Genomic DNA, 25,572 nt, shown 5'->3' with positions numbered 1-25,572 from the left:
CGGTCCCGGAGGCGGGACCATCGGCCCCTCACCGGGCCGTGGCCGGGCGCCCAGGCTCGGAGAACAGCACCCCCTGTCCTACGCCGACGCGTGAGGAGGGCATCATGCACAGCACATCCTTGGACGCCGTATTTCCGGAGACCTGCGTGTCGGCCGCGGTCGCCGCGCCCTCGATCCACAACACCCAGCCATGGTGCTTCCGCCTGGATCCCGAGTCGGCCACGTTCCAGGTGCGCGCCGCCCCTGAACGCGGCCTGCGGCACACGGACCCGACCGGTCGCGCCCTGCATCTCTCGGTGGGGGCGTGCCTCTTGAATCTCCGGGTCGCGATCGCGCACTCCGGATGGTCGCCGGTCAGGCGCCTGTTGCCCTCCCCGGAGGACCCCGGACTGCTCGCTATTGTCCGCCTGGCAGGGTCCGTTGCCCGGCGCCCGACGGAGCACCGGGCCGACCTGTACGAGGCGATCTGGCGCAGGCACAGCAGCCGCCTCCCGTTCTCGGGGCGGCCGCTGTCGCCGTATCTGCGCAACGAACTCCGTGAAGCCGCCCGTGTGGAGGGCGCGCGGCTCTGGTTCCCGGACGCCGTCGAGACGGAACGGCTGCTTCGCCTGACCGCAGAGGCCGAGGGCCGCAACCGCATCGCCACCGACCGCGCCACGGAGAGCAGCCGCTTGGTGCACCGAGACCTGGAGCCGGGTCCCGACGTGGGCATGCCGCGGGCGGTGCTCGGCCCCCAGGACGCACGTGAACACCTTCCCCTGCGGGACTTCACCGCGCAGCGGCACACCGAGCGACTGATCGCCCGACCGTTTGAGGCGACACCCACCGTTGCTGTGCTGATCACCGAACACGACCGCCGCACCGACTGGCTGCGGGCCGGACAAGCGCTCCAGCACGTGTGGCTCCTCGCCACGGCACATGGTCTGCGTGCCTCCCTGCTGCATCAGGCATTGGAATGGCCGGACCTACGCAGTTCCCTCAGCCCGACGCCGGGGCGGACCGATCATGTGCAGATGCTCATCCGTCTCGGATACGGCCCCGAAGGCGCTGCGAGCCCACGGCGCACCCCGCGCATGGCGCTCGATGACGTGCTTGCGAGTCGCTAGCCCATCCGCCTGGTCATCAACCCGCGGCGGCAGGCGCGATCACGGCCTGCGGTGCACGGGCCAGGGCCGTGCCCAGGCTGGGGTGCAGCTCGAAGACACCTGCCAGGCCGACGGCGCGAAGGATCCGCCGGAAGCGCACGCTGTCGGTGACGAGCCGCAACCGCCCGTGCGCGGCCTCGGCTCGGTTCCGTGCCCGGCACAGGACACCGAGGCCCGTGCAGTCGATGAAGGTGGTCGAGCGCAGGTCCAGGACCAGATCGGGGTGCTGGTCGGCGGTGAGGGCATCCAGCCGGGCCGCGAGGGACGGCGCGGTGAAGATGTCGATCTCGCCGCGCAGCTCCACGACGGTGGTTTCACCGACGGTGTGTTCCGTGTGGTGAGGCGCGGAGCTGGGGTCGATTTCGGACATGGTCTGAGGAAACAGGGCAAGGCGAGGTGCGGGTAGGGCCGATCGGCCCTACCGCCCGGTTTCGATGGATCCGCCGGGCCTGTCCGTCGGGGGCGAAGCTGCCGACCGGTCCGAGGATCACCAGAACATTCCGGACAGGCGGGCCTCGCGGCCCACCGATCAAGGGTGCGACAACGGGTCGTTCTCCGGCTCGGCCGGGACCCATGGCCCCTCATCTCCGGGCCTCGTCCGGCTCAGGGTGGAAGGACGCAGTACCGCTGTATCAGGCGAAAGACAGGCTGGCTGATGTACCCCAATGACGGTTTCCGCGAACTCGGGCGGCAGGAGTGCCTGCGGCTGCTGGCCAAGGTGCCCGTCGGCCGCATCGTCTACACGCGCCGTGCCCTGCCCGCCGTACTGCCGGTGAACTTCGGCCTGGACGGCGACGGCGCGGTCCTGCTGCGCACCTCGGCGGCTTCGGAGCTGGTCCGCGCGATCGACGGCGCGGTGGTCGCCTTTGAGGCGGACGAGGTCGACGCGGTGCGGCACTCCGGCTGGAGTGTTGTCGTCACGGGGTCGGCCACCGTGGTGACCGACCCCGCCGAACACGAGCGCCTGGCCCGCACCGGCCCGGTCTCCTGGGTGCCCGCGCCGCAGGAGGTCTTCGTCCGCATCGAGCCCGAGCTGGTCACCGGGCGTGAGCTCGTCGGCGGACGCACCCTGTACGGGGTGGACCTCTCCGCCTAAAGGTCCTTCCTCCTTCTTTCCGTTCCTTCTCGTTCGGCCGGGTCCGGGGCCGTACGGCCCCGACGGGACGGGTCGTACGGCGTGCCGACGGGTTCCGTCGGCCTCTGCCCGCAGCGTCCGCGGACGACGAGCATCTCCGTGGAGCCGCAGCGGGATCGACACCCAGCTGGCCAGCGTCGATCTTGTCACCGCCCTCGGCGCCCCCAGGGGGTGAACATCCCGCGCACGGAACAGAAGACAGAAGGGAGCAGGGCAATGACTGACCTTCATGTGGTCGTTGGAGTGGACGGTTCACTGGTCGCCGTACGGGCCTTGGACTGGGCCGCCGAGGAGGCGGTGCGCCGCGGCGCCGCGTTGCGCATCGTGTACGCCGTGGCCGACCGCGACGAGGCGGGGCCGGTTCTGGCGTCGGCCGCCTCGCGGGTCCACGAGCGTCATCCCGGTCTGCCGGTGGAGACCAGGGCCGTGGAGGGCGGCGCTGTGCGGGTGCTGGCAGGGGAGAGCGCGGGCGCGGTGCTCACCGTCGTGGGCACCCGGGGGTTCGGCGGTGTGTCCGGTCTGCTGGCCGGCTCGGTGAGCTGGCGCCTGGCCGCGCACGCGCACGGTCCGCTGCTGGTCGCCCGTGGGGATCACCCTCGCGACGAGGGGCGCGAGGTGCTGCTCGGCCTGGAGAGCGACGCCGATGAGGCCGCAGCCGCTTATGCCTTCCAGGAGGCATCCCGGCGTGGGGCCCGGCTGCGTGTCGTGCACTCCGCGACGCACCGGCACACCACGCCCGAACTGCCCTCGCTGGTGGCCGCGACGAGCCCCGGCCAGGAGCGCCAGACCCTAAGCGACCGGGCGGAAGAAGCCGTGCCGCGCTTCAGCATCGCCGGGCTGCGGGAGGAGTATCCCGAGGTCGAGGTCGACAGCCGCACGGTCCGCACCGGACCGGCCCACGCCCTGCTGGCGGGTACCCGCGAGGCCGGCGTCGTGATCATCGGCACGCGCCGCCGCGCGGGCCGGATCGGTCCACCGGTCGGCCCGGTCGCGCATGTCTTGTTGCACCACTCGCACTGCCCTGTGGTGCTGGTGCCGACGACCTGATGACGGGCACAGCGGATGGCCCGGTCGGCCCTGTCGGGCACCCGGCGGGTGGGGGGAGGGTGAGGAGGTACGGACCCGCAGGCACCTCCAACCGAACCCCGACCCGGAAGGGACCCATGATGTCCGTCGACACGCAGCAGGCGTCCGCTCCGCTCACCGACGACGAGCTGAGGACGCTGGACGCCCACTGGCGCGCCGCGAACTACCTGTCCGTCGGCCAGATCTACCTCATGGCGAACCCCCTGCTGACCGAGCCGCTGCGCCCCGAGCACGTGAAACCGCGGCTGCTTGGCCACTGGGGTACCTCGCCCGGGCTGAACCTGGTGCACACCCACCTCAACCGCGTCATCAAGGCTCGCGGCCAGGACGCCCTGTGTATCTGGGGCCCTGGGCACGGCGGCCCCGCGGTGCTCGCAAATGCCTGGCTGGAGGGGAGCTACAGCGAGACCTATCCCGACGTCTCGCGCGATGCGGCCGGCATGGAGAGGCTGTTCCGGCAGTTCTCCTTCCCCGGCGGCGTCCCCAGCCACGTCGCACCCGAGACACCCGGCTCGATCCACGAAGGCGGCGAACTCGGCTACTCCCTCTCGCACGCCTACGGAGCCGCTCTCGACAACCCGGACCTGCTGGTCGCCTGCGTGATCGGCGACGGCGAGGCGGAGACCGGGCCACTGGCCGCGTCCTGGCACTCCAACAAGTTCCTCGACCCCATGCACGACGGGGCGGTGCTGCCGATCCTGCACCTGAACGGCTACAAGATCGCCAATCCGACGGTGCTGTCGAGGCTCCCCGAGTCCGAACTCGACGCCCTGCTGCGGGGGTATGGCCACGTCCCGATCCACGTCACCGGCGACGACCCGATGACGGTGCACCGCGCGATGGCCGCCGCGATGGACGACGCGCTGGACCGCATCGCGCTCCTCCAGCGCAGCGCGCGCGAGGACGGTGTTTCCGAGCGGTCGCACTGGCCGATGATCGTGCTGCGCACCCCGAAGGGCTGGACCGGCCCAGCCGAGGTCGACGGTGTGCCCGTGGAGGGCACCTGGCGCTCCCACCAGGTCCCGCTGTCCGCCGTGCGGGACAACCCCGAGCACCTGAGGCAGTTGGAGACATGGCTGCGTTTGTACAAGCCCGAAGAACTCTTCGACGAGCACGGTGGCCCCCGCGAGCAGGTGCTGGCCTGCGTCCCCGAAGGCCCCCGCCGCCTGGGCGCCAACCCGCACGCCAACGGTGGGCTCCTGCTGCGCGAACTGCCCCTGCCGCCGCTGGAACGGTACGCCGTCCCCGTCGACAAGCCCGGCGCGACCCTGCACGAACCCACCCGCGTTCTCGGTGACGTGCTGGAACACGTCATGCACGCCACCCGCGGGAGCCGTGACTTCCGGATCGTGGGCCCGGACGAGACCGCCTCGAACCGTCTGCAGGCCGTCTTCGACGCGAGCGGCAAGGCGTGGCAGGCGCAGACGCTGCCGGTGGACGAGCACCTGGACCGGCATGGCCGGGTGATGGAGATCCTCTCCGAACACACCTGCCAGGGCTGGCTGGAGGGCTACCTCCTGACCGGGCGGCACGGGCTGTTCTCCTGCTACGAGGCGTTCGTCCACATCGTCGACTCCATGGTCAACCAGCACATCAAATGGCTGCGCGTCACCCGCCGCCTGCCCTGGCGCGCCCCCATCGCCTCCCTCAACTACCTGCTGACCTCGCACGTCTGGCGCCAGGACCACAACGGCTTCTCCCACCAGGACCCCGGTTTCGTCGACCACGTTCTCAACAAGAGTCCTGAGGTCGTACGGGTCTACCTGCCGCCTGACGCCAACACGCTGCTGTCAGTCGCGGATCACGCGCTGCGCAGCCGCGACTACGTCAACGTGATCGTGGCCGGCAAACAGCCCTGCTTCGACTGGCTGACGATGGAGCAGGCGAAGGTCCACTGTGCGCGGGGCGCCGGGATCTGGGAGTGGGCCGGCACGGAGAACGGCGAGCGGGAGCCCGACGTGGTGCTCGCGGCGGCGGGTGACGTTCCCACGCAGGAAGTGCTGGCCGCCGCCCAGCTGCTGCGCACCCACCTGCCGGAGCTGACGGTGCGGGTCGTGAACGTGGTCGACATCGCCCGGCTGCTGCCCGCCGAGGAACACCCGCACGGGATGAGTGACTTCGAGTACGACGGCCTGTTCACCCCGGACAAGCCGGTGATCTTCGCCTACCACGGCTACCCGTGGCTGATCCACCGCCTCGCCTACCGCCGCACCGGCCACAAGAACCTGCATGTGCGCGGCTACAAAGAGATCGGTACCACGACCACACCCTTCGACATGGTCGTCCGCAACGACCTCGACCGCTACCGCCTGGTCATGGACGTCATCGACCGAGTTCCTGGCCTCGCGGTGCGCGCCGCGGCCGTACGACAGCAGATGGAGGACGCCCGGCTGCGCCACCACGAGTGGATCCGCGTCCACGGCACCGACCTGCCGGAGGTCGCCGACTGGTCCTGGGACGGCTGACCGATGCCAACAGGGCCCGGAGCGGGGGCCGTTCGGCCCCCGCTCCGGGCCCTGCAGCCCCTCGGACGGGCGTCGACGACGCGGGACATTGAAGGCGCAACGAGAGTCGTCCAACAACCTGCGCGTCGCACCCCTCGAAAGGGATGAGCATCATGGCAGTGCACGACCACCCCCACCGGCACCTGGGATTCCGCTTCCCGTCCCTGCGCAGGGACCGGACGGCTCCCGCCTCCGCCGACGAGACGACCGCAGCCGCGACGGCGACCCGTGCGTACGTGTTCGCCGGGCTCCGCCTCCTGACCGGCTTCGTCTTCCTGTGGGCGTTCCTGGACAAGACGTTCGGCTTCGGTTATGCCACCCAGTCAGGCAACGGCTGGATCGACGGCGGCTCGCCCACCAAGGGCTTCCTTGGCGGGGTCGCCGTCGGCCCGATGGAGTCCACGTTCCACGACTGGGCCGGGGACGCCTGGGCGGACTGGCTGTTCATGCTCGGCCTGCTCGGCATCGGCCTCGCCCTGATCGCGGGCATCGGCCTGCGTCTCGCCGCGGTCGCCGGCACCGCCATGATGGCGCTGATGTGGATCGCCGAATGGCCGCCGGCCAAGCACCTGTCCGACGGCTCGGCGAGCATGTCGACCAACCCCTTCGCCGACTACCACCTCATCTATGCGATCGTCCTGATCGCCCTGGCGGCCGCGGGCGCCGGCGCCACCTGGGGACTGGGCAAGGCGTGGGCGCGGCTGCCCTTCGTCAGCCGCAACCGCTGGCTGCTCTGAGGGCCGCGGGCTCGTCGGACCGGGGCACCTCCGCTCGTCGGCGGAGGTGCCCCGGTCGCTCGTGCGCCGGTAGCCAGGTAATGCCGGGTTCGGCCTGACCGAGCCCAATCGGCCCGGCAGACGAGGGACCGATGGCGCGCCCCAGGTACGCCGACAGGCCCTCCCGGCAGGCATCACGAGCGACGAGCATCGAAAGCGCAGAGATCCTGCGTGCAGAGTGAGGGAGAGACCGGCCATGACGGCAACGGTGACAGCTGGACCCCGGGCGACGACCGAGGCATGGCGGGGCTTCGCCGGTACGCACTGGCGGGACCACGTCGACGTGCGCGACTTCATCCAAGCCAACTACACGCCGTACGAAGGCGATTCCACGTTCCTGGCTGGTCCGACCGACCGCACGCTCGCCGTCTGGGACAAGGTCGCTCGTCTGTTCCCCGAGGAGCGGCGCAAGGGAATCCTGGACGTCGACCCGGGCACCCCATCCACCATCACCTCGCACCGGCCGGGATTCATCGACCGTGACCGGGAGCTGATCGTCGGCCTGCAGACCGACGCCCCGCTGCGGCGGGCGATCATGCCCAACGGTGGGCTGCGGATGGTGGAGAACGGGCTGAAGGCGTACGGCTACCAGGCCGACCCCTTCGTCACGCGCGTCTTCGGGACCTACCGCAAGACCCACAACGACGGTGTGTTCGACGCCTACACCCCCGAGATGCGGGCCGCCCGCAAGGCGGGGATCATCACGGGTCTGCCGGACGCGTACGGCCGCGGCCGGATCATCGGCGACTACCGGCGCGTCGCGCTGTACGGCACGGACCGGCTGATCGAGTCCAAGCGGGCCGAGCGGGCCCTGCTGGACGCGCAGCCCTCCGGCCCGGACGTCATCCGCGACCGCGAGGAACTGGCCGAGCAGATCCGGGCGCTCGACGAGCTGGTCGAGATGGCGGCCTCGTACGGCTGCGACGTCACCCGCCCCGCCGCGACCGCTCACGAGGCCGTGCAGTGGCTCTACCTCGGCTTCCTGGCGGCGGTGAAGGAGCAGAACGGCGCCGCGATGTCGCTCGGCCGCACCTCCACCTTCCTCGACGTCTACCTCCAGCGCGACCTGCAGGACGGGACGATCGACGAGGCGCGGGCGCAGGAGCTGGTCGACGACTTCGTGATCAAGCTGCGGATCGTACGGTTCCTGCGTACCCCGGAGTACGACGCGCTGTTCTCCGGCGACCCGACCTGGGTGACGGAGTCCATCGGCGGCATCGGCGCGGACGGCCGGCCGCTGGTCACCCGTACCTCCTTCCGGTTCCTGCAGACCCTCTACAACCTGGGCCCGGCCCCCGAGCCCAACCTGACCGTGCTGTGGTCGCCGCAACTACCCTCCGGATTCAAGGAGTTCTGCGCACAGGTCTCCATCGACACCAGCGCGATCCAGTACGAGTCGGATGACCTGATGCGTCCGCGTACCGGCGACGACACAGCGATCGCCTGCTGCGTCTCCGCGATGGCGGTCGGGAAGCAGATGCAGTTCTTCGGCGCCCGCGTCAACCTCGCCAAGGCGCTGCTGTACGCCATCAACGGCGGCCGGGACGAGATGACCGGCGAGCAGATCGCGCCCGAGACGCCCGCGCTGACCGGCGAGTACCTGGACTACGAGGAGCTGTCGGCGGCGTACGACCGCACGCTGGACTGGCTGGCGGCCACCTACGTCAACGCGCTCAACGTCATCCACTACATGCACGACAAGTACGCCTACGAGCGCATCGAAATGGCCCTGCACGACCACCCCGTGCACCGCTTCATGGCCTGCGGCATCGCCGGCCTCTCCGTGGCGGCCGACAGCCTCTCGGCCGCCAAGCACGCGCGCGTGAAGGTGATCCGGGATGCCACCGGGCTGGCCGTCGACTACCAGGTCGAGGGCGAGTACCCGGCGTACGGCAACAACGACGACCGCGCCGACGCGCTGGCCGCCGACCTGGTCCAGTCGTTCATGGCGAAGGTGCGCCGCCACCCCACGTACCGCAACGCCGAGCACACCCAGTCGGTGCTGACCATCACCTCGAACGTCGTCTACGGCAAGCACACCGGCAACACCCCCGACGGCCGGCGTGCCGGGGCGCCCTTCGCACCGGGTGCCAACCCGATGAACGGCCGCGACCGGCACGGGGTGGCCGCCTCGGCCCTCTCGGTGGCCAAGCTCCCGTACGAGCAGGCCCGGGACGGCATCTCGCTCACCACGACGATCACACCCGAAGGACTGGGACACGACCCGGCCGAGCGCGCGGGCAACTTGGCCGGCATCCTCGACGCGTACATGGCCTCCGGCGGGTTCCACATGAACGTCAATGTCCTGGACCGGGCGACGCTCGAGGACGCCATGGAACACCCGGAGAGCTACCCCGAGTTGACAGTCCGGGTCTCCGGTTACGCCGTCAACTTCGTCCGCCTGACGCGTGAGCAGCAGCTCGACGTGATCAGCCGTACCTTCCACGGATCGCTGTGAGCACCACGGTCGAGCCGGTGACGGGCAGGGTCCACTCCTGGGACCTGTCCACGGGAGTGGACGGTCCCGGGACCCGGTTCGTGCTGTTCCTCAGCGGCTGCCCACTGCGCTGCCTGTACTGCGCCAACCCGGACACCTGGCACATGCGCGACGGCAAGCAGACGACGGTCGACGAGGTGATGACCGAGATCGAGAAGTACCGGCCCTTCATCACCACCGCAGGCGGGGGAGTAACCCTCACCGGCGGCGAGGCCCTGCTCCAGCCCGCCTTCACGGCCGAGATCTTCCGCCGCTGCAAGGAACGCGGCCTGCACACGGCCCTGGACACCTCCGGCTTCCTCGGCGCCCGCGCCACCGACGAGCTTCTCGCCGACACCGACCTGGTCCTGCTGGACATCAAGTCCTTCGACGTCCGCACCTACCGGAAGCTGACCGGCGGAGACCTCGCCCCCACCCTCAACTTCGCCACCCGCCTGGACCGGCTCGGCGTCCCGGTGTGGATCCGCTACGTCCTCGTGCCCGGCTGGACCGACGACCCGGCAGCCGTCGACAGCCTCGGCGCGTTCCTCGCCGGACTCGGCAACGTCGACCGGGTGGACGTCCTGCCGTTCCACAAGCTCGGCGCCCACAAGTACGACGCACTGGGCATCCCCTTCCCTCTACGCGACACGCCCACCCCGGACCCGGAGCTGACGGAGCAGGTGCGCGAGCAGTTCCGGGAGCACGGGCTGCGGGCGCTTTGAACGAGTGCCTGTCACGGTTGAGCGAGATGCACAAGCCCGACCGAAGAGCCCCGGCCGGGGTGATCCGGCCGGGGTTCTGGGCTGCTGCTGCGCTGAGAGCTTCTCCCCAGGACGCTTTGGGCGAGGCAGCGCTGGGAGTCGCTGGCCGTACGAGCCGTCACAGGGTGAATCGAAGGGCCTGCTCGTCCTCAGTAGACGGAGGCGGGCCAAGTGCAGGCCACGGCCACGATGACGCCCACGTCGAGCAGCACGCCGACGCTGAGCCACGGGTCGAACCAGATCGCCTTGAGGGCAAGCCCGCTTGCGGCCGCGACCACAGCGGCCGTCGGCCACCACCCGCTGCCCGCGAGCACCCCGGCGCCGGCAACGACGTACACGAGGGCCGTGTACCAGGCGAGCGCCAGCGCCACGGCCCTGGCCGGCGCGGGCGAGACGTGGGCGGCGGCCAAGGCCCAAGAGTGCCCGCGATCGAACGGGGCCGGCTTGTCGGGCTGCTCCGGCGTCGTCCAGACGCCCAGGTGGAGCAGTCCATGCACGATCAGGAACGCCCCCACCAGCGCGGTGATCACGACAGGTCCTCCGCATCGCTCGGTTCGGTGCCGCCCATGTCGAGTCGGAACGGCGGATAGGTGTCGGTCATCAGGGCGGCGTAGGCGGCGACCCGCAGCACCCACCGGTTGAGGCCGAGGATCAGGTCGAACAGGCTCTTCGGGTACTTCTCGGTGAAGGCCAGGGTCACGGCGGCGATCACCGCCAGGACGGCGACGAGCCCGCCGTCCCACCAGCCGAGGTGCCAGCCGCCGAGGAAGAAGCCGACGACGATGTAGTGCGGGATGGCCAGCAGCCACCACTTCACCAGCACCAGGCCGCGGGAGAGGTGCTCGGGGTAGGCGATGTCCAGCCGCGCCGGGTAGCCGGGTTCCTCACCCAGGCTGAACGGCGGATACCGGTCGGTGCCCAGGGCGCCGTACGAGTAGTACGCGACCCGCCAACTCCAGCGCAGCACACCCAGGTTGAAGTCGAACAGCGCGCGTGGGTAGCGCTCAGTGAACAGGATGCTGAAGAACGCGATCACGCTCACCACCGTGAAGGCGATCCACAGGAAGAACAGAACCACGTAGTGGGGAATGACCAGGATCCACTTCACCAGCCACAGCCACCGGGATAGAGGCGCATCCAGCACCGCGTTCACCCGGACCGGACGGTCCGGGGTTCCGGCCAGGGGTGTCATGGCGATCAACTCCTTCGGGCCCAGAGCGATAGCTGCTAGTCGGGCCCATGACCAGCGTGGCCAATGAGAGGGCACCACGGGGAGGGCCGTCCGGAGCCGTTCCGGGGGCCATCCGTCCCGGCTTCCCTCGACTGGCACGCAGCGGATCGGCACCCGCCCAGTGCGGACGACGATGCTGTCCCATTGGGCCTATGCGCCGGTCGCCTGCGATGCCCTGGAAGCGTCGGGGGCGCGGTAGTTCTCGTACTTCGGTCGGCCCATGAGCTTGGTCGGGACCGTGCCGTTGTAGCGGATGACGTGGGGGAGCGGCACCGCGGGGGATCGGTACCGCTCCCACTGCCACGGTCTCGCAGACGGGAGCCGCCACCCAGGCGTCAAAGGTCCCAGCCAGGGCCCGAACGGGCCCGAGGCGCCGGGGCCGTTCGGCCCTGACAGCAAGGATGGGCCGGACCGAGTACCGGGGCGGGCATTCGGCAGCGCCTGTGGGCGCTGTCGACGCCCCGGGGTGATGGTGGGGTAAGGATGTTCGCTTTGTCCCGGCGCCATGCGGATCACACCGGGGCGTCCGCACCTGTGGAAAGGACTCGCACTCATGCGATACGCAGTTCTCGGCACCGGCGTCGTCGGCCGGACGATCGCCGGCAAACTAGCCTCTCTCGGCCATGAGGCTGCCATCGGCACCCGCGACCCGCAGGCCACCCTCGCCCGCACCGAGCCGGACGGCTACGGCAACCCGCCGTACTCGCAGTGGCGGGCCGAGCATCCGCAGGTCCGGCTGGAGACCTTCGCCGACGCCGCGGCCCACTGCGAGGTTGTGGTCAACACCACCGCGGGTCTCAGCAGCCTGGAGGCCCTCCACTCCGCCGGTGCCGCGAACCTGGCCGGCAAAGTGGTCATCGACATCGCCAACCCCCTGGACTTCTCCCGGGGCATGCCCCCGTTGCTGGACCCGGTCAACACTGACAGCCTCGGCGAGCAGATTCAGCGTGCCTTCCCCGACACGAAGGTCGTCAAGACCCTCAACACCATGAACGCCCAGATCATGGTGGCCCCGGCGCGTGTGCCGGGCGCGCACACCGTGTTCGTCTCCGGCGATGATGCCGAGGCCAAGGAGGCCGTCACCGAACTGCTCGTCTCCTTCGGCTGGCCGACCAGCGACATCATCGACCTGGGCGACATCACCACTGCCCGTGGCGCCGAGATGCTGCTGCCCATCTGGCTGCGCCTGTATGGCGCCTTCGGCAACGCCGACTTCAACTTCCACATCCAGGGCGCCCACCACAGCGCCTGATTCCTGGACTGGACAGGCCTCCCACCGGCGAGGCGCTACTGTCAGCCTTCGTCGCCTCGGCCCCGGAGCACCGCCTGGTCTGGTGTCTGCGGTCGGAGCTCTTTCGTCTGTAGACGACGTGTGCGTCCCGCTGCTGTCGGAGACGCTGGCGTCACGATGAGCTGCGACTCACGCCGTATGCGCGGAAACACCGAGGTGAGCCGCCGCGCGTAGACCGGGGCGGCTCGCCTCGGTGTGGGTCAGGCTGCTGCCTGGAAGGTGTCGTGCTGCTTGTCCGGGTATGGCGTTGTCCTCGCCTGTAGCTGGCCGCTTCCGTGCGTTCCGGTTCCGAGTGGCGGCGGATGCGACAGGGGGCGAGGGGCGGTCAGCGGCGTCCGGCAGCCGCACGGACCCGTTCGTCCGTGCCGGAAATGGCGGTTCGGGCCGCGGTGCGTGCCTCCTCGGCGGTGTCCGCGGCGCGGGCCGCGGCGGCTGCTCGCCGGCACTGGGCGAGGGTGCGCCGGGCCAGTTCGGCGCGGACGTACGGCAGTGATGCGGCGCCCATGGACAGGCTGGTGACGCCGAGTCCGGTGAGGACGCAGGCGAGCAGTGGGTCGGCGGCGGCCTCGCCGCACACGCCGCAGCTCTTGCCCTCGGCGTTCGCGGCGTCGGCGGCCGCAGCGACGAGGTCGAGGAGGGCGGGCTGCCACGGGTCCTGCAGCCGGGCGAGCGCGCCCACCTGACGGTCGGCGGCGAAGGTGTACTGGGCGAGGTCGTTGGTACCCAGCGACAGGAACTCGACGTCCTGCAGGAGGGAACGAGCGCGCAGTGCGGCGGAGGGGATCTCGACCATCGCGCCGGTCTTCGCCCGCAGGCCCGCCTGGCGGCAGGCTTCGACGAAAGCCTTGGCGTCCGCGCGGTCCGCGACCATCGGCGCCATCACCTCCAGCTGTACCGGAAGGCCCGCGGCCGCCGCGGCCAGCGCCCGCAGCTGCGACTGCAGTACATCGGGGTGGTCGAGCAGCGTGCGCAGTCCGCGCACGCCCAGTGCCGGGTTCGGCTCGTCGGCCGGGGTGAGGAAGTCCAGCGGCTTGTCCGCGCCCGCGTCCAGCACCCGCACCACCACCCGGCCCTCGGGAAATGCCTCGAACACCTGGCGGTACGCCTCCACTTGGCGTTCCTCGGAGGGCGCCTGCTTGTTGTCGTCGAGGAAGAGGAACTCGGTGCGGAACAGGCCGACGCCCTCGACGCCCGCCGCGACGGCGGCGGGCACGTCCGCCGGGCCGCCGATGTTCGCCAGCAGCGGCACCCGGTGTCCGTCCACGGTGGCCCCGGGACCGGAGGCAGAGGCCAGGGCCGCTTCGTGGGCGGCGGCCTGACGCTCCAGCTCTGCCCGCTTGCGGGCATCCGGCTCCAGGAACACCTCGCCGGTACTGCCGTCCACCGCGACGACGGTGCCCTCGGCCACCCCGGTGGCGCCGGGCAACGCCACGACAGCCGGTACACCCAGGGCACGGGCGAGGATGGCGCTGTGACTCGTCGGCCCGCCCTGCTCGGTCACGAAGCCCAGCACCAGGGCTGGGTCCAGCAGCGCGGTGTCCGCTGGGGCAAGATCGCGGGCGAGCAGCACATAGGGTTCCTTGCTGTCCGGCAGGCCCGGCATCGGCACTCCGAGCAGCCGGGCGATGACGCGGTCGCGTACGTCATCCAGATCGGCGACCCGGCCCGCGAGATACTCGCCCGCCTTTGCCAGCAACGCCCGGTACGCGGCGAAGGCGTCGAAGACCGCGCGCTCGGCGCAGCTGCCCCCGCCGATACGCCGCTCGACCTCCGCCATCAGTTCGGGGTCCTGTGCCATCAGGGCCTGGGCCTCAAGAACCGCTTGTGCCTCACCGCCGGCCAGGGCACCGCGCGCCGTGAGATCCGCGGCAACCACGTCGGCCGCCCGCCGGGCGCGGCCCTGTTCACCCCGCATGGCCTCGGGCGGGATCCGTCGGTCGGGCGGCTGTAGGACCGCGGTCCCCATGTGGCGTACCGTGCCGATCACCACACCGTGGCTGACACCGACGCCTCGAAACGTTGTCTCCATCGTGCCTGTTCTCCGAATAGGTGCGGCGGCGCACCGCCGCACATCGTCGTCGTCTCACATGGCGGCCGGCGGTCCACAGGACAGACGCCGGACCTTCATCCCCGGCCTCGTGTGTCACCGGCTGTCGCTGGCCTCGGTCTCGGGTAGTGCGGCTCGTCCGGCCTCCAGACGGGCGACCGGGACACGGAACGGCGAGCAGGAGACGTAGTCGAGCCCCACGGCGTGGAAGTAGTGCACCGAGTCCGGGTCTCCTCCATGCTCGCCGCAGACGCCGATCTTCAGCCCTGGGCGTGCGGCGCGGCCTTCGGCGACGGCGATCTGGACCAGTCGGCCCACGCCGTCGCGGTCGATCGTCTCGAATGGGGAGACCTTGAAGATGCCCTTGTCGAGGTAGGTGGAGAAGAACGCCGCTTCGACGTCATCGCGAGAGAAGCCCCACGTGGTCTGGGTCAGGTCGTTCGTGCCGAACGAGAAGAACTGCGCCTCCTCGGCGATACGGCCCGCGGTGAGGGCGGCCCGCGGTAGTTCGATCATCGTGCCGATCGGGCACTCCACGGGGACGCCGGAATGGGTGCTGACCTCGGCCAGTACCTGTTCCACCTCCTCGCGCACGAGTCGCAGTTCCTCCACCGTGTCGATCAGGGGCACCATGATCTCCGCCCGCGGGTCGCCACCTGCTCGCTTGCGCTCGACGACCGCCTCGGCGATGGCCCGTACCTGCATGGCGACCAGGCCCGGTGCCACCAGTCCCAGGCGTACGCCGCGCAGGCCGAGCATCGGGTTCTCCTCATGCATGCGGTTGACGGCGTCGAGTAGTTCGGCGTCATGCGTGCTCGGCGGGCTGCCGTGGGCCTCGGCGGCGGCGAGGCGTACGGCGAGTTCGGTGCGGTCCGGCAGGAACTCGTGCAGCGGCGGGTCCAGGAGCCGGATGGTGACCGGCAGGCCGTCCATCGCCTCCAGGATGCCGATGAAGTCCTGCCGCTGCAGCGGCAACAGCGCCTTCAGCGACCGCTCGCGTTCGGTGTCGGTGCGGGCGAGGATCATCGCCTCGACCAGCTGCCGCCGGTCGCCGAGGAACATGTGCTCGGTGCGGCACAGGCCGATGCCCTCAGCTCCGAACCGGCGGGCGCGGGCCGCGTCCTCGGGGGTGTCCGCGTTGGCCCGGACCCCCAACCGCCGCACTCCGTCGGCCTGTCGCATGGCGCCGTCCACAGCGTCGACCAGCCCGGCGGAGGCCTCGCCGGTCTCGAAGTACCGCATGACCGCCGAGTCCACCAGCGGAGCCGCGCCGGCGTACACGGCGCCCTCCGAGCCGTCGACGGAGACGACCGTGCCCTCCTCGACGGTGGTGCCGCCCACGGTGAAGCGGCGCTCCTGCGGGTCGACGGCGATCTCTTCGGCACCGCACACGCAGACCTTGCCCATACCACGGGCGACCACCGCTGCATGGCTGGTCTTGCCGCCACGGCTGGTCAGCACGGCCTGGGCCGCGACCATACCGGGCAGGTCGTCGGGGGTGGTTTCCTGCCGGACGAGGACGACCTTCTCCCCGGTGGCGGCGCGCCGTACCGCCTCGGCGGAGTCGAACACGGCAGCGCCCACGGCGGCGCCTGGCGAGGCCGGGATGCCGTGCGCGAGCGCGTCACCGACAGCGGAGGTGTCGAAGCGGGGGAACATCAGGCGGGCGAGACCGTCGCCACTGACGCGGGCCAGACCCTCCTCGGTGGTAATGAGTCCCTCGTCGACCAGTTCGGCGGCGATGGCGAACGCGGCTTCGGCGGTGCGCTTGCCGACCCGGGTCTGCAGCATCCACAGCCGGCCGCGCTCGATGGTGAACTCGATGTCGCACAGGTCCCGGTAGTGGGTCTCCAACGTGCGCATGTGGTCGCCGAGTTGGGCGAACGCCTCGGGGTTCAGGCGGCCCAGTTCGTCCAGGGGGACGGTGTTGCGGATGCCGGCGACGACGTCCTCGCCCTGGGCGTTTGGCAGGTAGTCGCCGTACACGCCTCGGGCGCCGGTGGCCGGGTCGCGGGTGAAGGCGACGCCGCTGCCGGACTCGGGGCCGAGATTGCCGAAGACCATGGTCTGCACGTTGACCGCGGTGCCCAGGTCGTCGGGGATGTGCTCGCGGCGGCGGTAGAGGCGGGCGCGTTCGCCGTTCCAGGATTCGAAGACGGCCAGGACCGCCTGGCGCAGTTGCTCGGCGGGGGACTGCGGGAAGTATTCGCCCGTCTCCTGACGGATCAGCTCCTTGTACGCTTCGACGAGCCCGGCCAGATCGGCCGTGTCCAGGCCCAGATCGTCCACCGCGCCGCGGGCCTCCTTGAGGCGGGCCATCACGGTCTCGAACAGTGCACTGTCGACGCCCATGACGGTGCTGCCGAACATCTGCAGAAGGCGGCGGTAGGAGTCCCAGGCGAAGCGTTCGTTCCCGGAGGTCTTCGCCAGGCCGAGAACCGATTCGTCGTTGAGGCCGATGTCGAGGATCGTCTCCATCATGCCGGGCATGGAGAAGCGGGCCCCGGAGCGGACGGACAGCAGCAGCGGGTCGTCCGGCTGCCCGAGCCGCCGTCCGGCGGCCTCCTCCAGTGCCGTCAGATGGTCGGAGATCTCACGGGCCAGGCTGTCCGGCTCGGTGCCGGTGGCCAGGAAGGCGCGGCAGGCTTCGGTGGTGACGGTGAAGCCGGGCGGGACGGGCAGGCCCATGCGGGTCATCTCGGCCAGGTTGGCGCCCTTGCCGCCGAGCAGGTCGGCCATGTCACGGCCGCCCTCGGTGAACGCGTACACGTAACGGTCCATGACGGTGTTATTCCTTCCTGCTTCCCAGAGGGAGAGTGCGCCTCGGCCACTCGCGGAGCTGCACCTCGGTCGGTGCGCGAGGTGCAGCAGCCAGGCGTGGGCGGTCACATCTCGAAGACGATGCGTGCCTTGATCTGCCCGTTGAGGACTTCGGTGATGGAGTCGTTGACGGTGTCCAGCGGCCGGGTCTCGTAGATGACCTTGGTGCGTCCGGCGGCGTGCAGCTGGAACACCTCGTCCAGGTCCTGGCGGGTGCCGACGATCGAGCCGATCACGGAGGTGCCGTTCAGGACGGTGTCGAAGATCGGCACGCTGATGGTGCCGCCGGCGGGTAGGGCGACCATGACCAGCTTGCCGCCGCGCCGCAGTCCGCCGTAGACGGAGGCGAACGCCTGCTCGTTGACGGCCAGCGCGATCGCCGCGTGGGCGCCGCCGTGCTGCTTCAGGACCTCGGCGGGGTCTTCCTTGCGGGCGTCGATGAGGATGTCGGCGCCGAGCTCACGGGCGAGTTCGAGCTTCTCGTCGGTGACGTCGATCGCGGCGACGGTCGCTCCGGCGATCTTCGCGTACTGCACGGCGAGGTGGCCGAGGCCGCCGACGCCGGAGATCGCCACCAGCTGGGTCGGTCGTACGTCGGCGACCTTGAGTGCCTTGTACGTGGTGACGCCGGCGCAGGTCAGCGGGGCCGCGTCGCGCGGGTCGATGCCGTCCGGGACCACGGCGGCGAAGTCGGCCGGGGCGAGCATCTTCTCGGCGTATCCGCCGTCCACGCTGTAGCCGGTGTTCTGCTGCTGCTCGCACAGCGTCTCCCAGCCGGACAGGCAGTGCTCGCACCGCCCGCAGGCCCAGCCGAGCCACGGCACCGCCACCCGCTGACCGACGGCCAGGTGGGTCACCCCGTCACCGAGCGCCTCGACGATGCCGACGCCCTCGTGGCCGGGGACGAACGGCGGGGTGGGCTTGACCGGCCAGTCGCCGTGGGCGGCGTGGATGTCGGTGTGGCACAGCCCGGACGCCTCCAGCCGGATGCGGACCTGGCCGGGGCCGGGCTCCGGGTCGGGACGGTCCTCGATCACCAGCGGCTCGCTGAAGGACCGGACGACTGCTGCCTTCATGTGATGCTCCTCAGGTCTGTCTGGTCGGTGCGGTTCCAGGGTCGAACGGGCTGCGCTGCGGCGGCAGGTACTGGACGTCCCCGGCGGTGGGGCCACCCGGCCTCAAGCCGAGCGGAATCCGGCCCTCAGCCGTGAGGCACTACGGCGACCGGGGCGGCGGCATGGTGCAGCACTGCGTGGGCCACCGGCCCGATGCGCATACCGAGCGCCGGACGGTGCACCCGGCGGCCGACCACCACGAGTCCGGCCTGCGCGGCGGCCTTCAGCACGATTCCGGAGGGGCGGGTGAGCTCGACCGTGTGGGCGACGGGGACCTGCGGGTACTTCTCCCGCCATGGCGTGACAGCGTCGGACAGTGCCTTCTCCGCCTGCCCCGTGATACCGCCTTCCTGGCTGGCCAGCTGCCCCACAACCGGGCCATATCCGTACAGCGGCGGCAGGCTCGGCGCGTGCACGATGCGCAGCGCGGTCCTGCGGGCGGCGGCCGCGTCGAAAGCGAATTCCAGCAGCGGCACGGCAGGGCCGTCGAGGTCGTCGAGCCCTACCACGACCTCCCCACCATCGTGCTTGGCTGCCGAGCGGGCGTTCGCCCGCACCATGACCACCGGGCTGTTCGCCCGGGCCAGCACCTGCTGCCCGACGGAACCGAGCAGGAACCCGGCAATGGCGCCGTGACCGCTGGAGCCCAGCACCAGCATCTGGGCTTTCTCGGCCTGGCCCAGCAGCACCTCGGCTGCGGTGTCGGAGATCTGTTCGGTGCTGACCGTCAGTGCCGGGTGCCTTCCGCGCAGCTCCTCCTCGGCTTCCCGCAGCATGTGCTGGGCCCACTGCTTCTGCGCGTCCAGGTCCTGCGCGACGGGCACATCGTGTGGCTGCCAGATCCAGGCATGCACCAGATGCAGCGGCAGGGTGCGGCGCTGCGCGTCGCGGGCGGCCCAGTCGGCGGCAGCCAGGCTTTCGGGGGAGCCGTCCATGCCGACGGTGATGGGGCGAATCATGGGAAGAGACCTCCGGATACGGGACCAACGGGCCGTGGACGACTGCGCCGGCCCTCGTCCCGAGCCTCACGACAGGGCGGCCGTGGTTCCAGGGGCCGATGGTCCCGACTCGGACGGCATGGTCCCCACGGTGAAGGCCCGCTCGGTCTACTCGGCGTTCGGCACCGGCCAGCACCGGGTAGGCGACAGACGCCGGTACTCCTCGGAAGGCGGGAACGCCGGAGCGAAAAGGGCCGATCGGCCCTGGCCGTTCGGTCCGGAATCGCGCAGGATCTGCGACAGGAAGGGACCGGTCCCGCCCATCTGGCGGTTTCCGGTGCCAGAGACAGACGACACAGGACAGGAGCCGTCGATGGCGGACAGCGAGCGACCCGGACCCGACAACCCGATCCGGGTCTTCCTGCTGGACGACCACGAGGTGGTACGACGCGGGGTACACGACCTGCTGAACGACGAACCGGACATCACCGTGATCGGCGAGGCCGCGAACGTGGAGCAGGCACTGGTCCGCGTCCCCGCGCTGCGCCCGCAGGTGGCCGTGCTCGACGTACGTCTGCCCGACGGCGACGGTGTGACCGTGTGCCGGGAGCTGCGCTCGCAGATGCCGGAGCTGGCCTGCCTGATGCTCACCTCCTTCGACGACGAGGAGGCCCTGCTGGACTCGATCATGGCGGGTGCCTCGGGATATGTCCTGAAGCAGATCCAGGGCTCGGACCTGGTGTCGGCCGTGCGCACGGTGGCCGCCGGGCAGTCCCTGCTCGACCCGAGTGCCACCGCCAAGCTGATGGCCCGCCTGCGTCAGGGCCAGGAGCCCGAGCCCGAGCCCGAAGCCCTGCCGGGGCTGACCGAGCGGGAGCGGGAGATCCTGGCCCTTATCGGCGAAGGGCTCACCAACCGCCAAATCGGCCAGCGGCTCTATCTCGCGGAGAAGACGGTGAAGAACCACATCTCCCGCCTGCTGGCCAAGCTCGGTGTGGAGCGGCGCATCCAGGCCGCCGTCATCGCCACCCAGGCCCAGGACCGGCGCAAGCACGAAGGACACTGACGCCGCACGGCGAGCTGTGGGGCCGAACGTCCCCCGGCTCGCCCCCGTACGGCCCAAGCCCAATCGCATCCCCGGCCGGAAGGCTGGCAGCGCATACAGACGCGGATCGATCGGGAGGGCGACAAACATGAGCGTGCGCGTGGGAATCAACGGCTTCGGCCGCATCGGACGCAACTACCTGCGCTTGGTGCTGGAGCGCGTGGAGACCGGGACCGGCACACCGGTGGAGGTCGTGGCGATCAACGACATCACCTCGCCGACCGCACTGGCCCATCTGCTGGCGTACGACTCGACGTACGGCCGCATCGGCCGCACCGTGGAGCACGACGACGACTCGATCACCGTCGACGGACACCGCATCGCCGTCACCGCCGAACGCGACCCCGCCGCGCTGGCCTGGGGCGATCTCGGCGTGGACATCGTCATCGAGTCCACCGGCCGCTTCCGCACCCGCGAACAGGCCGGCCTGCACCTGGCGGCCGGAGCGCGCAAGGTGCTGCTGTCCGTGCCGGGCAAGGGCGTTGACGCCACCGTCGTGATGGGCGTCAACGAGGGCACCTACGACCCGGAGCGGGACCACGTCGTCTCCAACGCCTCGTGCACCACCAACTGCGTGGCGCCCATGGTGAAGGTGCTCGACGAGCATTTCGGCCTGGTCAAGGGCCTGATGACCACCATCCACGGCTACACCAACGACCAGGTCGTCCTCGACGGCCCGCACAAGGACCTGCGGCGCGGCCGCAGCGCCGCCGTCAACATCATCCCCACGTCCACCGGCGCGGCCCGCGCGGTCGGCCTCGTCCTGCCGGAACTGGCCGGAACCCTCGACGGCATCGCGGTACGCGTCCCCGTCGAGGACGGCTCCCTGACCGACCTGAGCGTGGTCCTGGAGAGGCCCGTGACGGCGGACGAGGTCAACGCCGCCTTCCGGGAGGCCGCCGACGGTCCGCTGAAGGGCATCCTGCGGGTCTCCGACGCCCCCATCGTCTCCCGCGACGTCGTCGGCGACCCCGCCTCCTGCGTCCTGGACGCACCACTCACCCAGGCACACGGCGAACTGGTCAAGGTCTTCGGTTGGTACGACAACGAGTGGGGCTACACCAACCGGCTGCTCGACCTCACCGAGTACGTCGCCGCCCGGCTTTCGCAAAGCTGACGAGCACTTCACCGGCACGCGGCTGGCAGCCCGCCTTCGAACGGCGGCCGCCAGCCGTTGTGTGTCGCGAAAACGTTGGTCTGTCCGCGTCCGTACTGATGATCACTGGGCAGGGCGGCCGGGCCAGGACTGTGAGCAGGGCGCAGCTGGTCGGCGCGCCGGCGAATGCCGAAGCAAGTCGGAATTGTGGCCTGTTCATGAACGATTTCCGATGGTAGGAGTGGGCACTGCGTTTGCATGGGGGGCTGCTCGTGGGGGGTAGGGGTGGACGAACTACCGCAGGACGGCGGTGGGATGGGCGCAGAGGGCATAGCCGTGTCGCAGTACGTGCCCCCGCCGTCGGTGGTGTCGCACAACCGGTTCGACACGCGAACACCGCTGCAGCAGGTCTTCTACTGGGAGGCGGACCAGTGGGAGCAGTTCACCTGCGAGTGGGTCCGCATGCGAAAGGACGAGTTCGGCTATCTCGGCGTCGAAATCATCGGTGGGACCAACGACCGCGGCGCCGATGTAGTGGCCTTCATGAGCGAACAGAGGCTGAACGGCGAGTGGCACTGCTACCAGTGCAAGCACTACTCCGATGGCCTGACGCTCGACGACGCGCTGCCGGAGATGATCAAACCTTTCGCGGCGGCTGTGGAGACGACCAGGACCCTTCCCACCAAGTACATCTTCGTGGCGCCCAGGATCCACTCGCGCCTGAAGGACACCGTGCTGACGCCGGCCGAGTTGAAGAGACGGTTCCTCTCCTACATGGACGGACGTACGCGGCCGGTCGCCGCGCTGACACCCGAGACCCGTCACGCTGTACGGGAACTGGCGGCCCGCACGGACTTCTCGATGTTCTGGACCGTGAACCTGGACGAGGTCTTGGAGGTGTACAGCAAGTCGCCGCTGTTCGCGTCCCGTTTCAACCTCCCTCCCACGGGCGAACCCGTCAAGCTGATCCCGCCGCCCGTCCCCGGCGTCAACGAGGCGCGCTACCTGAAGCGGCTCCTGGACGTTTACCAGGAGAAGTTCGGCGCGCAGATCGCGACCGTCAAGGATGCTTTCGAGCACCCGGCCTCGGGGCAGCATCTGGGAAGGCAGCGTGTGGCCTTCTTCGACGCCGAGTCCCTGCGCATGTACGCGCGGGAGAGCGTGCCGGGGGACGCCTACCAGGAATTGCAGGACGATGTGCTGGACAACCTGATCGAGGTGGCTGTCAGGGACTTCCCGTCCGGTTGGGAGCGGTTACAGGCGGTACTACAGGCTTCCGGGCAGTTGAACATCAGCGGCTCTCTGTTGGCGTCCCACTTCCGTAACAGTCAGCGCAAGGGAATGTGTCACCAGCTGGCGAACGAGGACAAGTTGACGTGGTGCACGGGAGGTTCCTGGTGAATCCGCTCAACAGCCCGGTCGAGGTGGGGATACGGGCGTTAGTGCTGCTGGCGCGCAGCTATCCTGACCCGCTGGACCTGTCCTGGCTCGTGGTACTCGATCACGCCATGCTGCACAGCGGCCAGCTCGACGGTCCACCGAGTCTCCATCCGCAACTGCCCGCCCAGCCGGGCGAGCTAGGCATGAAACGCCGTCTGATCCAGGAGGGCCTTGAGGTCCTGATGCGCGCCGGCCTCGCGCAGGTCGCGGCGACCGGCGATGGGCTGGTTTACCAGGCTACGAAGCGCGGTTCCGGATTTGTGGGGATCCTGGAAGCCCCATACGTCGGTGAGCTACGTGAGCGCGCGCAGTGGGCCGTCGAGCAGTACGCGTCGAACATGGACGCTGCGGAAGCCACTCGCAGCATCACGGCGCGCTGGCACGACGACTTCACCGCCGGCACGCGCCACCTGGGGGTCGGTCATGGGTAGCCTCACCCTCACGCATCTGACGTACGCCGGCTCAGGGCTGCCAACCGCCAGAGTGGACTTCGACCCCAAGTTCACTGTGATCTATGGATCCTCCAACACCGGTAAGACGTTCATCGTCGACTCCATCGACTACATGCTCGGTGGTCACGTGCGCCCGTCCATCCCGCGGGCTGCTGGGTACAGCCAGATCCTGCTCGGCCTGCTGCTGCCCGATGGGACCCCCCTGACGCTGGTGCGCAAGCCCGGTGGAAAGAGCATCTACGTGCACCATGCCGACTTGCGGAACCTGGTCCACGCCACCCCCGATGCCGTCGTGTCGGCCCGCAGGATCCGCAGTCGTCGCGATATCTCGCACTTTCTGCTCAGCAAGGTGGGTCTCGACGACAGCTACATCCGCACCAACGAGGCCGGCAATACCGAACTGCTCAAACTCGCCGATCTAACCCACCTTGCCGTTGTCACTGACACCCGAATGATCGATCCGACCCCTCCGTCGCAGCGCACTCGCGGCACGGCGGCCAGGACCTCCGCACGCTCGGTCATGAAGCTGCTGCTGACCGGCGAGGATGAGCCCCCAGCGGCCAAGCTCCCCAACGCGGCCCAACGGCGCATCCAGAGGAGCAAGATCAACCTGATCGACTCGCTGGTCCTGGACCTGTACGCCAAACTCTCCCGCGACCAGACCCCGGCCGAGTTGCAGCAGCAGCTGGCGCGGTTAGAGGGCACGTTGGAAGACATGGCCCGCTCCCTGGCCCGCGAGTCCGAACAGCAGGCCCGTGCCGTCGCCGCCCGTGCTCAACTAGCCGAGAAAGTAGCGGAGTCGGAGAACCGCCTTGGCGAGGTCTTGGACCTGCTAGGACGGTTCGGAATCCTGCGCCAGCAGTACCAGTCGGACCTGGCCCGCCTGGAGATGGTCAGTGAGGCCGGGAACCTCTTGGGCTACTTCCAGGTCGGGCGCTGCGTCTTCTGCGGGGCTGAGCCTGAGCACCAACACCCCCAGCACGGCGTTCAGGAGACCACCCAGCTACATGAGGCCGTGATCGTCGAGTCCACCAAGACCCACACCCTGCTAGCCGATCTCCAGCTGACCATCTCGGACCTGGAAGCCCAGCGCGACGAATTGGCGCAACACCGCGCTGACTTGACACGCCAGGTAGACGAGGCGGACAACGCCCTGGCACAGATCGAGGCACGGTTGGCCCCCCTGAACGAGGGGCTGCGCGAAGTCGTCGCCGAACGACTGCGCATCGAGCGGGACCTGGAACTGCGGGCCCGGCTGGACGAACTGGACGAGCACCGTGCCCAGCTGGTCTCCGAGGGAGCGGTGCCCGCCAAGCGTGCCGAAGCCCTCATCGCAGGCAGGATCCTGACCTCCTTCGATCAGGTCTTGCAGCGCGTCCTGGACTCCTGGCGCATCCCTGATGTCGAGGATGCCGGCTACGACCCCTACGGTGGGGACGTGAGCGCGGGCGGGACCACTCGCGCAGGCCATGGCAGGGGCATGCGGGCCCTGCTTCACGCCGCCTTCTCTATCGCCCTTGCCCGCTACTGCCTGGATCGCAGGCTCCCTCACCTGGGATTCCTCGTCCTGGACTCCCCTCTGGTGACCTACAAGGAGCCGGATTATGACGCCGACCGTATCCCCCCGAACGTGATAGACCACTTCTACCGCTCTTTCCTCGCCTTCCCCGGCCAGGCGATCATCGTTGAAAACGCGACTCCGCCACCCGACGTTATCGAGGGTGCGCGAGTCATTACTTTCAGTGGTAGCGGAGACCGCCCAGGTTTCTTCCCTGCGCGTCCCAGCAGTGCCCACTCCGTGTCCTGACAGTGCGCCGTTCCGGCAGCCCCTGGCGTCGCGGACCATGCTGCAGTTGGCCGGGCCGCAGCGCCACTGTGAACATCATCCCCACCAGCACGGGCGCCGCTCGCGCCGTCGGGCTGCTCCTGCCGGAGCTGGCCGGCACCTTGGACGGCGTCGGTGAAGGACGGCTCGCTGACCGACCTGAGTGTCGTCCCGGACCGTCCGGTGACCGCATGCAGGAGGGCCGATCGGACCCAGCCGGGGGACGATGGGGACCTTGCGTGTCCCCTTGTGCCCATGGTGTCTGGAGGTAGGGCGCACGTAGGAAGCGCGGAGGGCCGCGGGACCAAGCGATTCCGGCGGGTGGC

At 69.8% G+C, this 25,572-nt stretch carries 21 protein-coding genes and 1 pseudogene; 14 read left to right on the top strand and 8 right to left on the bottom strand.

Features of this window, described 5'->3' with window-relative positions; genetic code table 11:
- Positions 1–104 precede the first annotated feature (104 nt).
- On the top strand, positions 105–1,106 hold the full coding sequence (locus IE263_RS40080; protein WP_189943033.1) for an Acg family FMN-binding oxidoreductase: 1,002 nt from the start codon (positions 105–107) through the stop codon (positions 1,104–1,106).
- Between the two features lie 16 nt (positions 1,107–1,122).
- Here the strand turns inward: IE263_RS40080 and IE263_RS40075 are convergent, their stop codons facing one another.
- Positions 1,123–1,515, bottom strand: coding sequence for an STAS domain-containing protein (locus IE263_RS40075; RefSeq protein WP_189943032.1), 393 nt, complete (start codon positions 1,513–1,515; stop codon positions 1,123–1,125).
- Between the two features lie 285 nt (positions 1,516–1,800).
- Between IE263_RS40075 and IE263_RS40070 the strand changes: the two genes are divergently transcribed.
- The 6 genes from IE263_RS40070 (at position 1,801) to pflA (ending at position 9,847) form a co-directional block, all read left to right on the top strand.
- Entirely contained in the window at positions 1,801–2,241 is a 441-nt protein-coding gene (locus IE263_RS40070; RefSeq protein WP_189943031.1) for a pyridoxamine 5'-phosphate oxidase family protein, read from the top strand.
- A 255-nt stretch (positions 2,242–2,496) separates the two neighbouring features.
- A complete protein-coding gene (locus tag IE263_RS40065) occupies positions 2,497–3,327 on the top strand; it encodes a universal stress protein (protein ID WP_189943030.1) in 831 nt (276 codons plus the stop codon).
- 119 nt (positions 3,328–3,446) lie between these two features.
- A complete protein-coding gene (locus tag IE263_RS40060) occupies positions 3,447–5,831 on the top strand; it encodes a phosphoketolase family protein (RefSeq protein ID WP_189943085.1) in 2,385 nt (794 codons plus the stop codon).
- Between the two features lie 152 nt (positions 5,832–5,983).
- A complete protein-coding gene (locus IE263_RS40055) occupies positions 5,984–6,607 on the top strand; it encodes a DoxX family membrane protein (protein ID WP_189943029.1) in 624 nt (207 codons plus the stop codon).
- A gap of 235 nt (positions 6,608–6,842) precedes the next feature.
- Complete coding sequence (pflB, locus tag IE263_RS40050) at positions 6,843–9,104, top strand: formate C-acetyltransferase (RefSeq protein WP_189943028.1); 2,262 nt, start codon at positions 6,843–6,845, stop codon at positions 9,102–9,104.
- Positions 9,101–9,847 (top strand): pyruvate formate-lyase-activating protein, encoded by a 747-nt coding sequence (gene pflA / locus IE263_RS40045; RefSeq protein ID WP_189943027.1) that lies wholly within the window; start codon positions 9,101–9,103, stop codon positions 9,845–9,847. The genes pflB and pflA overlap by 4 nt, the downstream gene beginning before the upstream one ends.
- A gap of 188 nt (positions 9,848–10,035) precedes the next feature.
- Here the strand turns inward: pflA and IE263_RS40040 are convergent, their stop codons facing one another.
- The 3 genes from IE263_RS40040 to IE263_RS49610 all read right to left on the bottom strand — a co-directional run bounded on the left by IE263_RS40040 (position 10,036) and on the right by IE263_RS49610 (position 11,390).
- On the bottom strand, positions 10,036–10,416 hold the full coding sequence (locus IE263_RS40040) for a hypothetical protein (RefSeq protein WP_189943026.1): 381 nt from the start codon (positions 10,414–10,416) through the stop codon (positions 10,036–10,038).
- Complete coding sequence (locus tag IE263_RS40035; protein WP_189943025.1) at positions 10,413–11,078, bottom strand: DUF4389 domain-containing protein; 666 nt, start codon at positions 11,076–11,078, stop codon at positions 10,413–10,415. The genes IE263_RS40040 and IE263_RS40035 overlap by 4 nt, the downstream gene beginning before the upstream one ends.
- A gap of 189 nt (positions 11,079–11,267) precedes the next feature.
- Positions 11,268–11,390 carry a hypothetical protein gene (locus IE263_RS49610; RefSeq protein WP_268256110.1) on the bottom strand — a complete coding sequence of 41 codons (123 nt, stop codon included), beginning with the start codon at positions 11,388–11,390 and terminating at the stop codon, positions 11,268–11,270.
- Between the two features lie 280 nt (positions 11,391–11,670).
- On the opposite strand from IE263_RS49610, the gene IE263_RS40030 reads away from it, so the two are divergent.
- Positions 11,671–12,369, top strand: a complete 699-nt coding sequence (locus tag IE263_RS40030) for an NADPH-dependent F420 reductase (RefSeq protein ID WP_189943024.1) — start codon at positions 11,671–11,673, stop codon at positions 12,367–12,369.
- A 364-nt stretch (positions 12,370–12,733) separates the two neighbouring features.
- Here IE263_RS40030 and ptsP read toward each other — a convergent pair whose 3' ends face one another.
- The 4 genes from ptsP to IE263_RS40010 form a co-directional block, all read right to left on the bottom strand.
- On the bottom strand, positions 12,734–14,437 hold the full coding sequence (gene ptsP / locus IE263_RS40025; protein ID WP_189943023.1) for a phosphoenolpyruvate--protein phosphotransferase: 1,704 nt from the start codon (positions 14,435–14,437) through the stop codon (positions 12,734–12,736).
- A gap of 114 nt (positions 14,438–14,551) precedes the next feature.
- Entirely contained in the window at positions 14,552–17,236 is a 2,685-nt protein-coding gene (gene ppdK / locus IE263_RS40020; protein ID WP_189943022.1) for a pyruvate, phosphate dikinase, read from the bottom strand.
- Positions 17,237–17,340: 104 nt separating this feature from the next.
- On the bottom strand, positions 17,341–18,351 hold the full coding sequence (gene adhP, locus IE263_RS40015) for an alcohol dehydrogenase AdhP (RefSeq protein WP_189943021.1): 1,011 nt from the start codon (positions 18,349–18,351) through the stop codon (positions 17,341–17,343).
- Positions 18,352–18,476: 125 nt separating this feature from the next.
- Complete coding sequence (locus IE263_RS40010) at positions 18,477–19,349, bottom strand: universal stress protein (protein ID WP_189943020.1); 873 nt, start codon at positions 19,347–19,349, stop codon at positions 18,477–18,479.
- A gap of 352 nt (positions 19,350–19,701) precedes the next feature.
- Between IE263_RS40010 and IE263_RS40005 the strand changes: the two genes are divergently transcribed.
- The 6 genes and pseudogenes from IE263_RS40005 to IE263_RS50380 all read left to right on the top strand — a co-directional run.
- Entirely contained in the window at positions 19,702–20,394 is a 693-nt protein-coding gene (locus IE263_RS40005) for a response regulator (RefSeq protein WP_189943019.1), read from the top strand.
- A 127-nt stretch (positions 20,395–20,521) separates the two neighbouring features.
- A complete protein-coding gene (gene gap, locus IE263_RS40000; RefSeq protein WP_189943018.1) occupies positions 20,522–21,550 on the top strand; it encodes a type I glyceraldehyde-3-phosphate dehydrogenase in 1,029 nt (342 codons plus the stop codon).
- Positions 21,551–21,814: 264 nt separating this feature from the next.
- On the top strand, positions 21,815–22,930 hold the full coding sequence (locus tag IE263_RS39995) for an ABC-three component system protein (RefSeq protein WP_189943017.1): 1,116 nt from the start codon (positions 21,815–21,817) through the stop codon (positions 22,928–22,930).
- Positions 22,927–23,400 (top strand): ABC-three component system middle component 2, encoded by a 474-nt coding sequence (locus tag IE263_RS39990; RefSeq protein WP_189943016.1) that lies wholly within the window; start codon positions 22,927–22,929, stop codon positions 23,398–23,400. The genes IE263_RS39995 and IE263_RS39990 overlap by 4 nt, the downstream gene beginning before the upstream one ends.
- Positions 23,393–25,228: an ATP-binding protein gene (locus tag IE263_RS39985; protein WP_189943015.1), complete on the top strand. Its 1,836-nt coding sequence runs from the start codon at positions 23,393–23,395 to the stop codon at positions 25,226–25,228. Before IE263_RS39990 ends, IE263_RS39985 begins: the two co-directional genes overlap by 8 nt.
- 56 nt (positions 25,229–25,284) lie before the next feature.
- Positions 25,285–25,435, top strand: a pseudogene (locus IE263_RS50380) (type I glyceraldehyde-3-phosphate dehydrogenase); the annotation flags it as partial.
- Positions 25,436–25,572: the final 137 nt, after the last annotated feature.

Source organism: Streptomyces aurantiogriseus, assembly GCF_014649375.1.
In the GTDB taxonomy this organism is placed as follows: Bacteria; Actinomycetota; Actinomycetes; order Streptomycetales; family Streptomycetaceae; genus Streptomyces; species Streptomyces aurantiogriseus.
The sequence above is the reverse complement of the archived record's forward strand: the minus strand, read 5'-3'. Positions and strand labels throughout refer to the sequence as shown.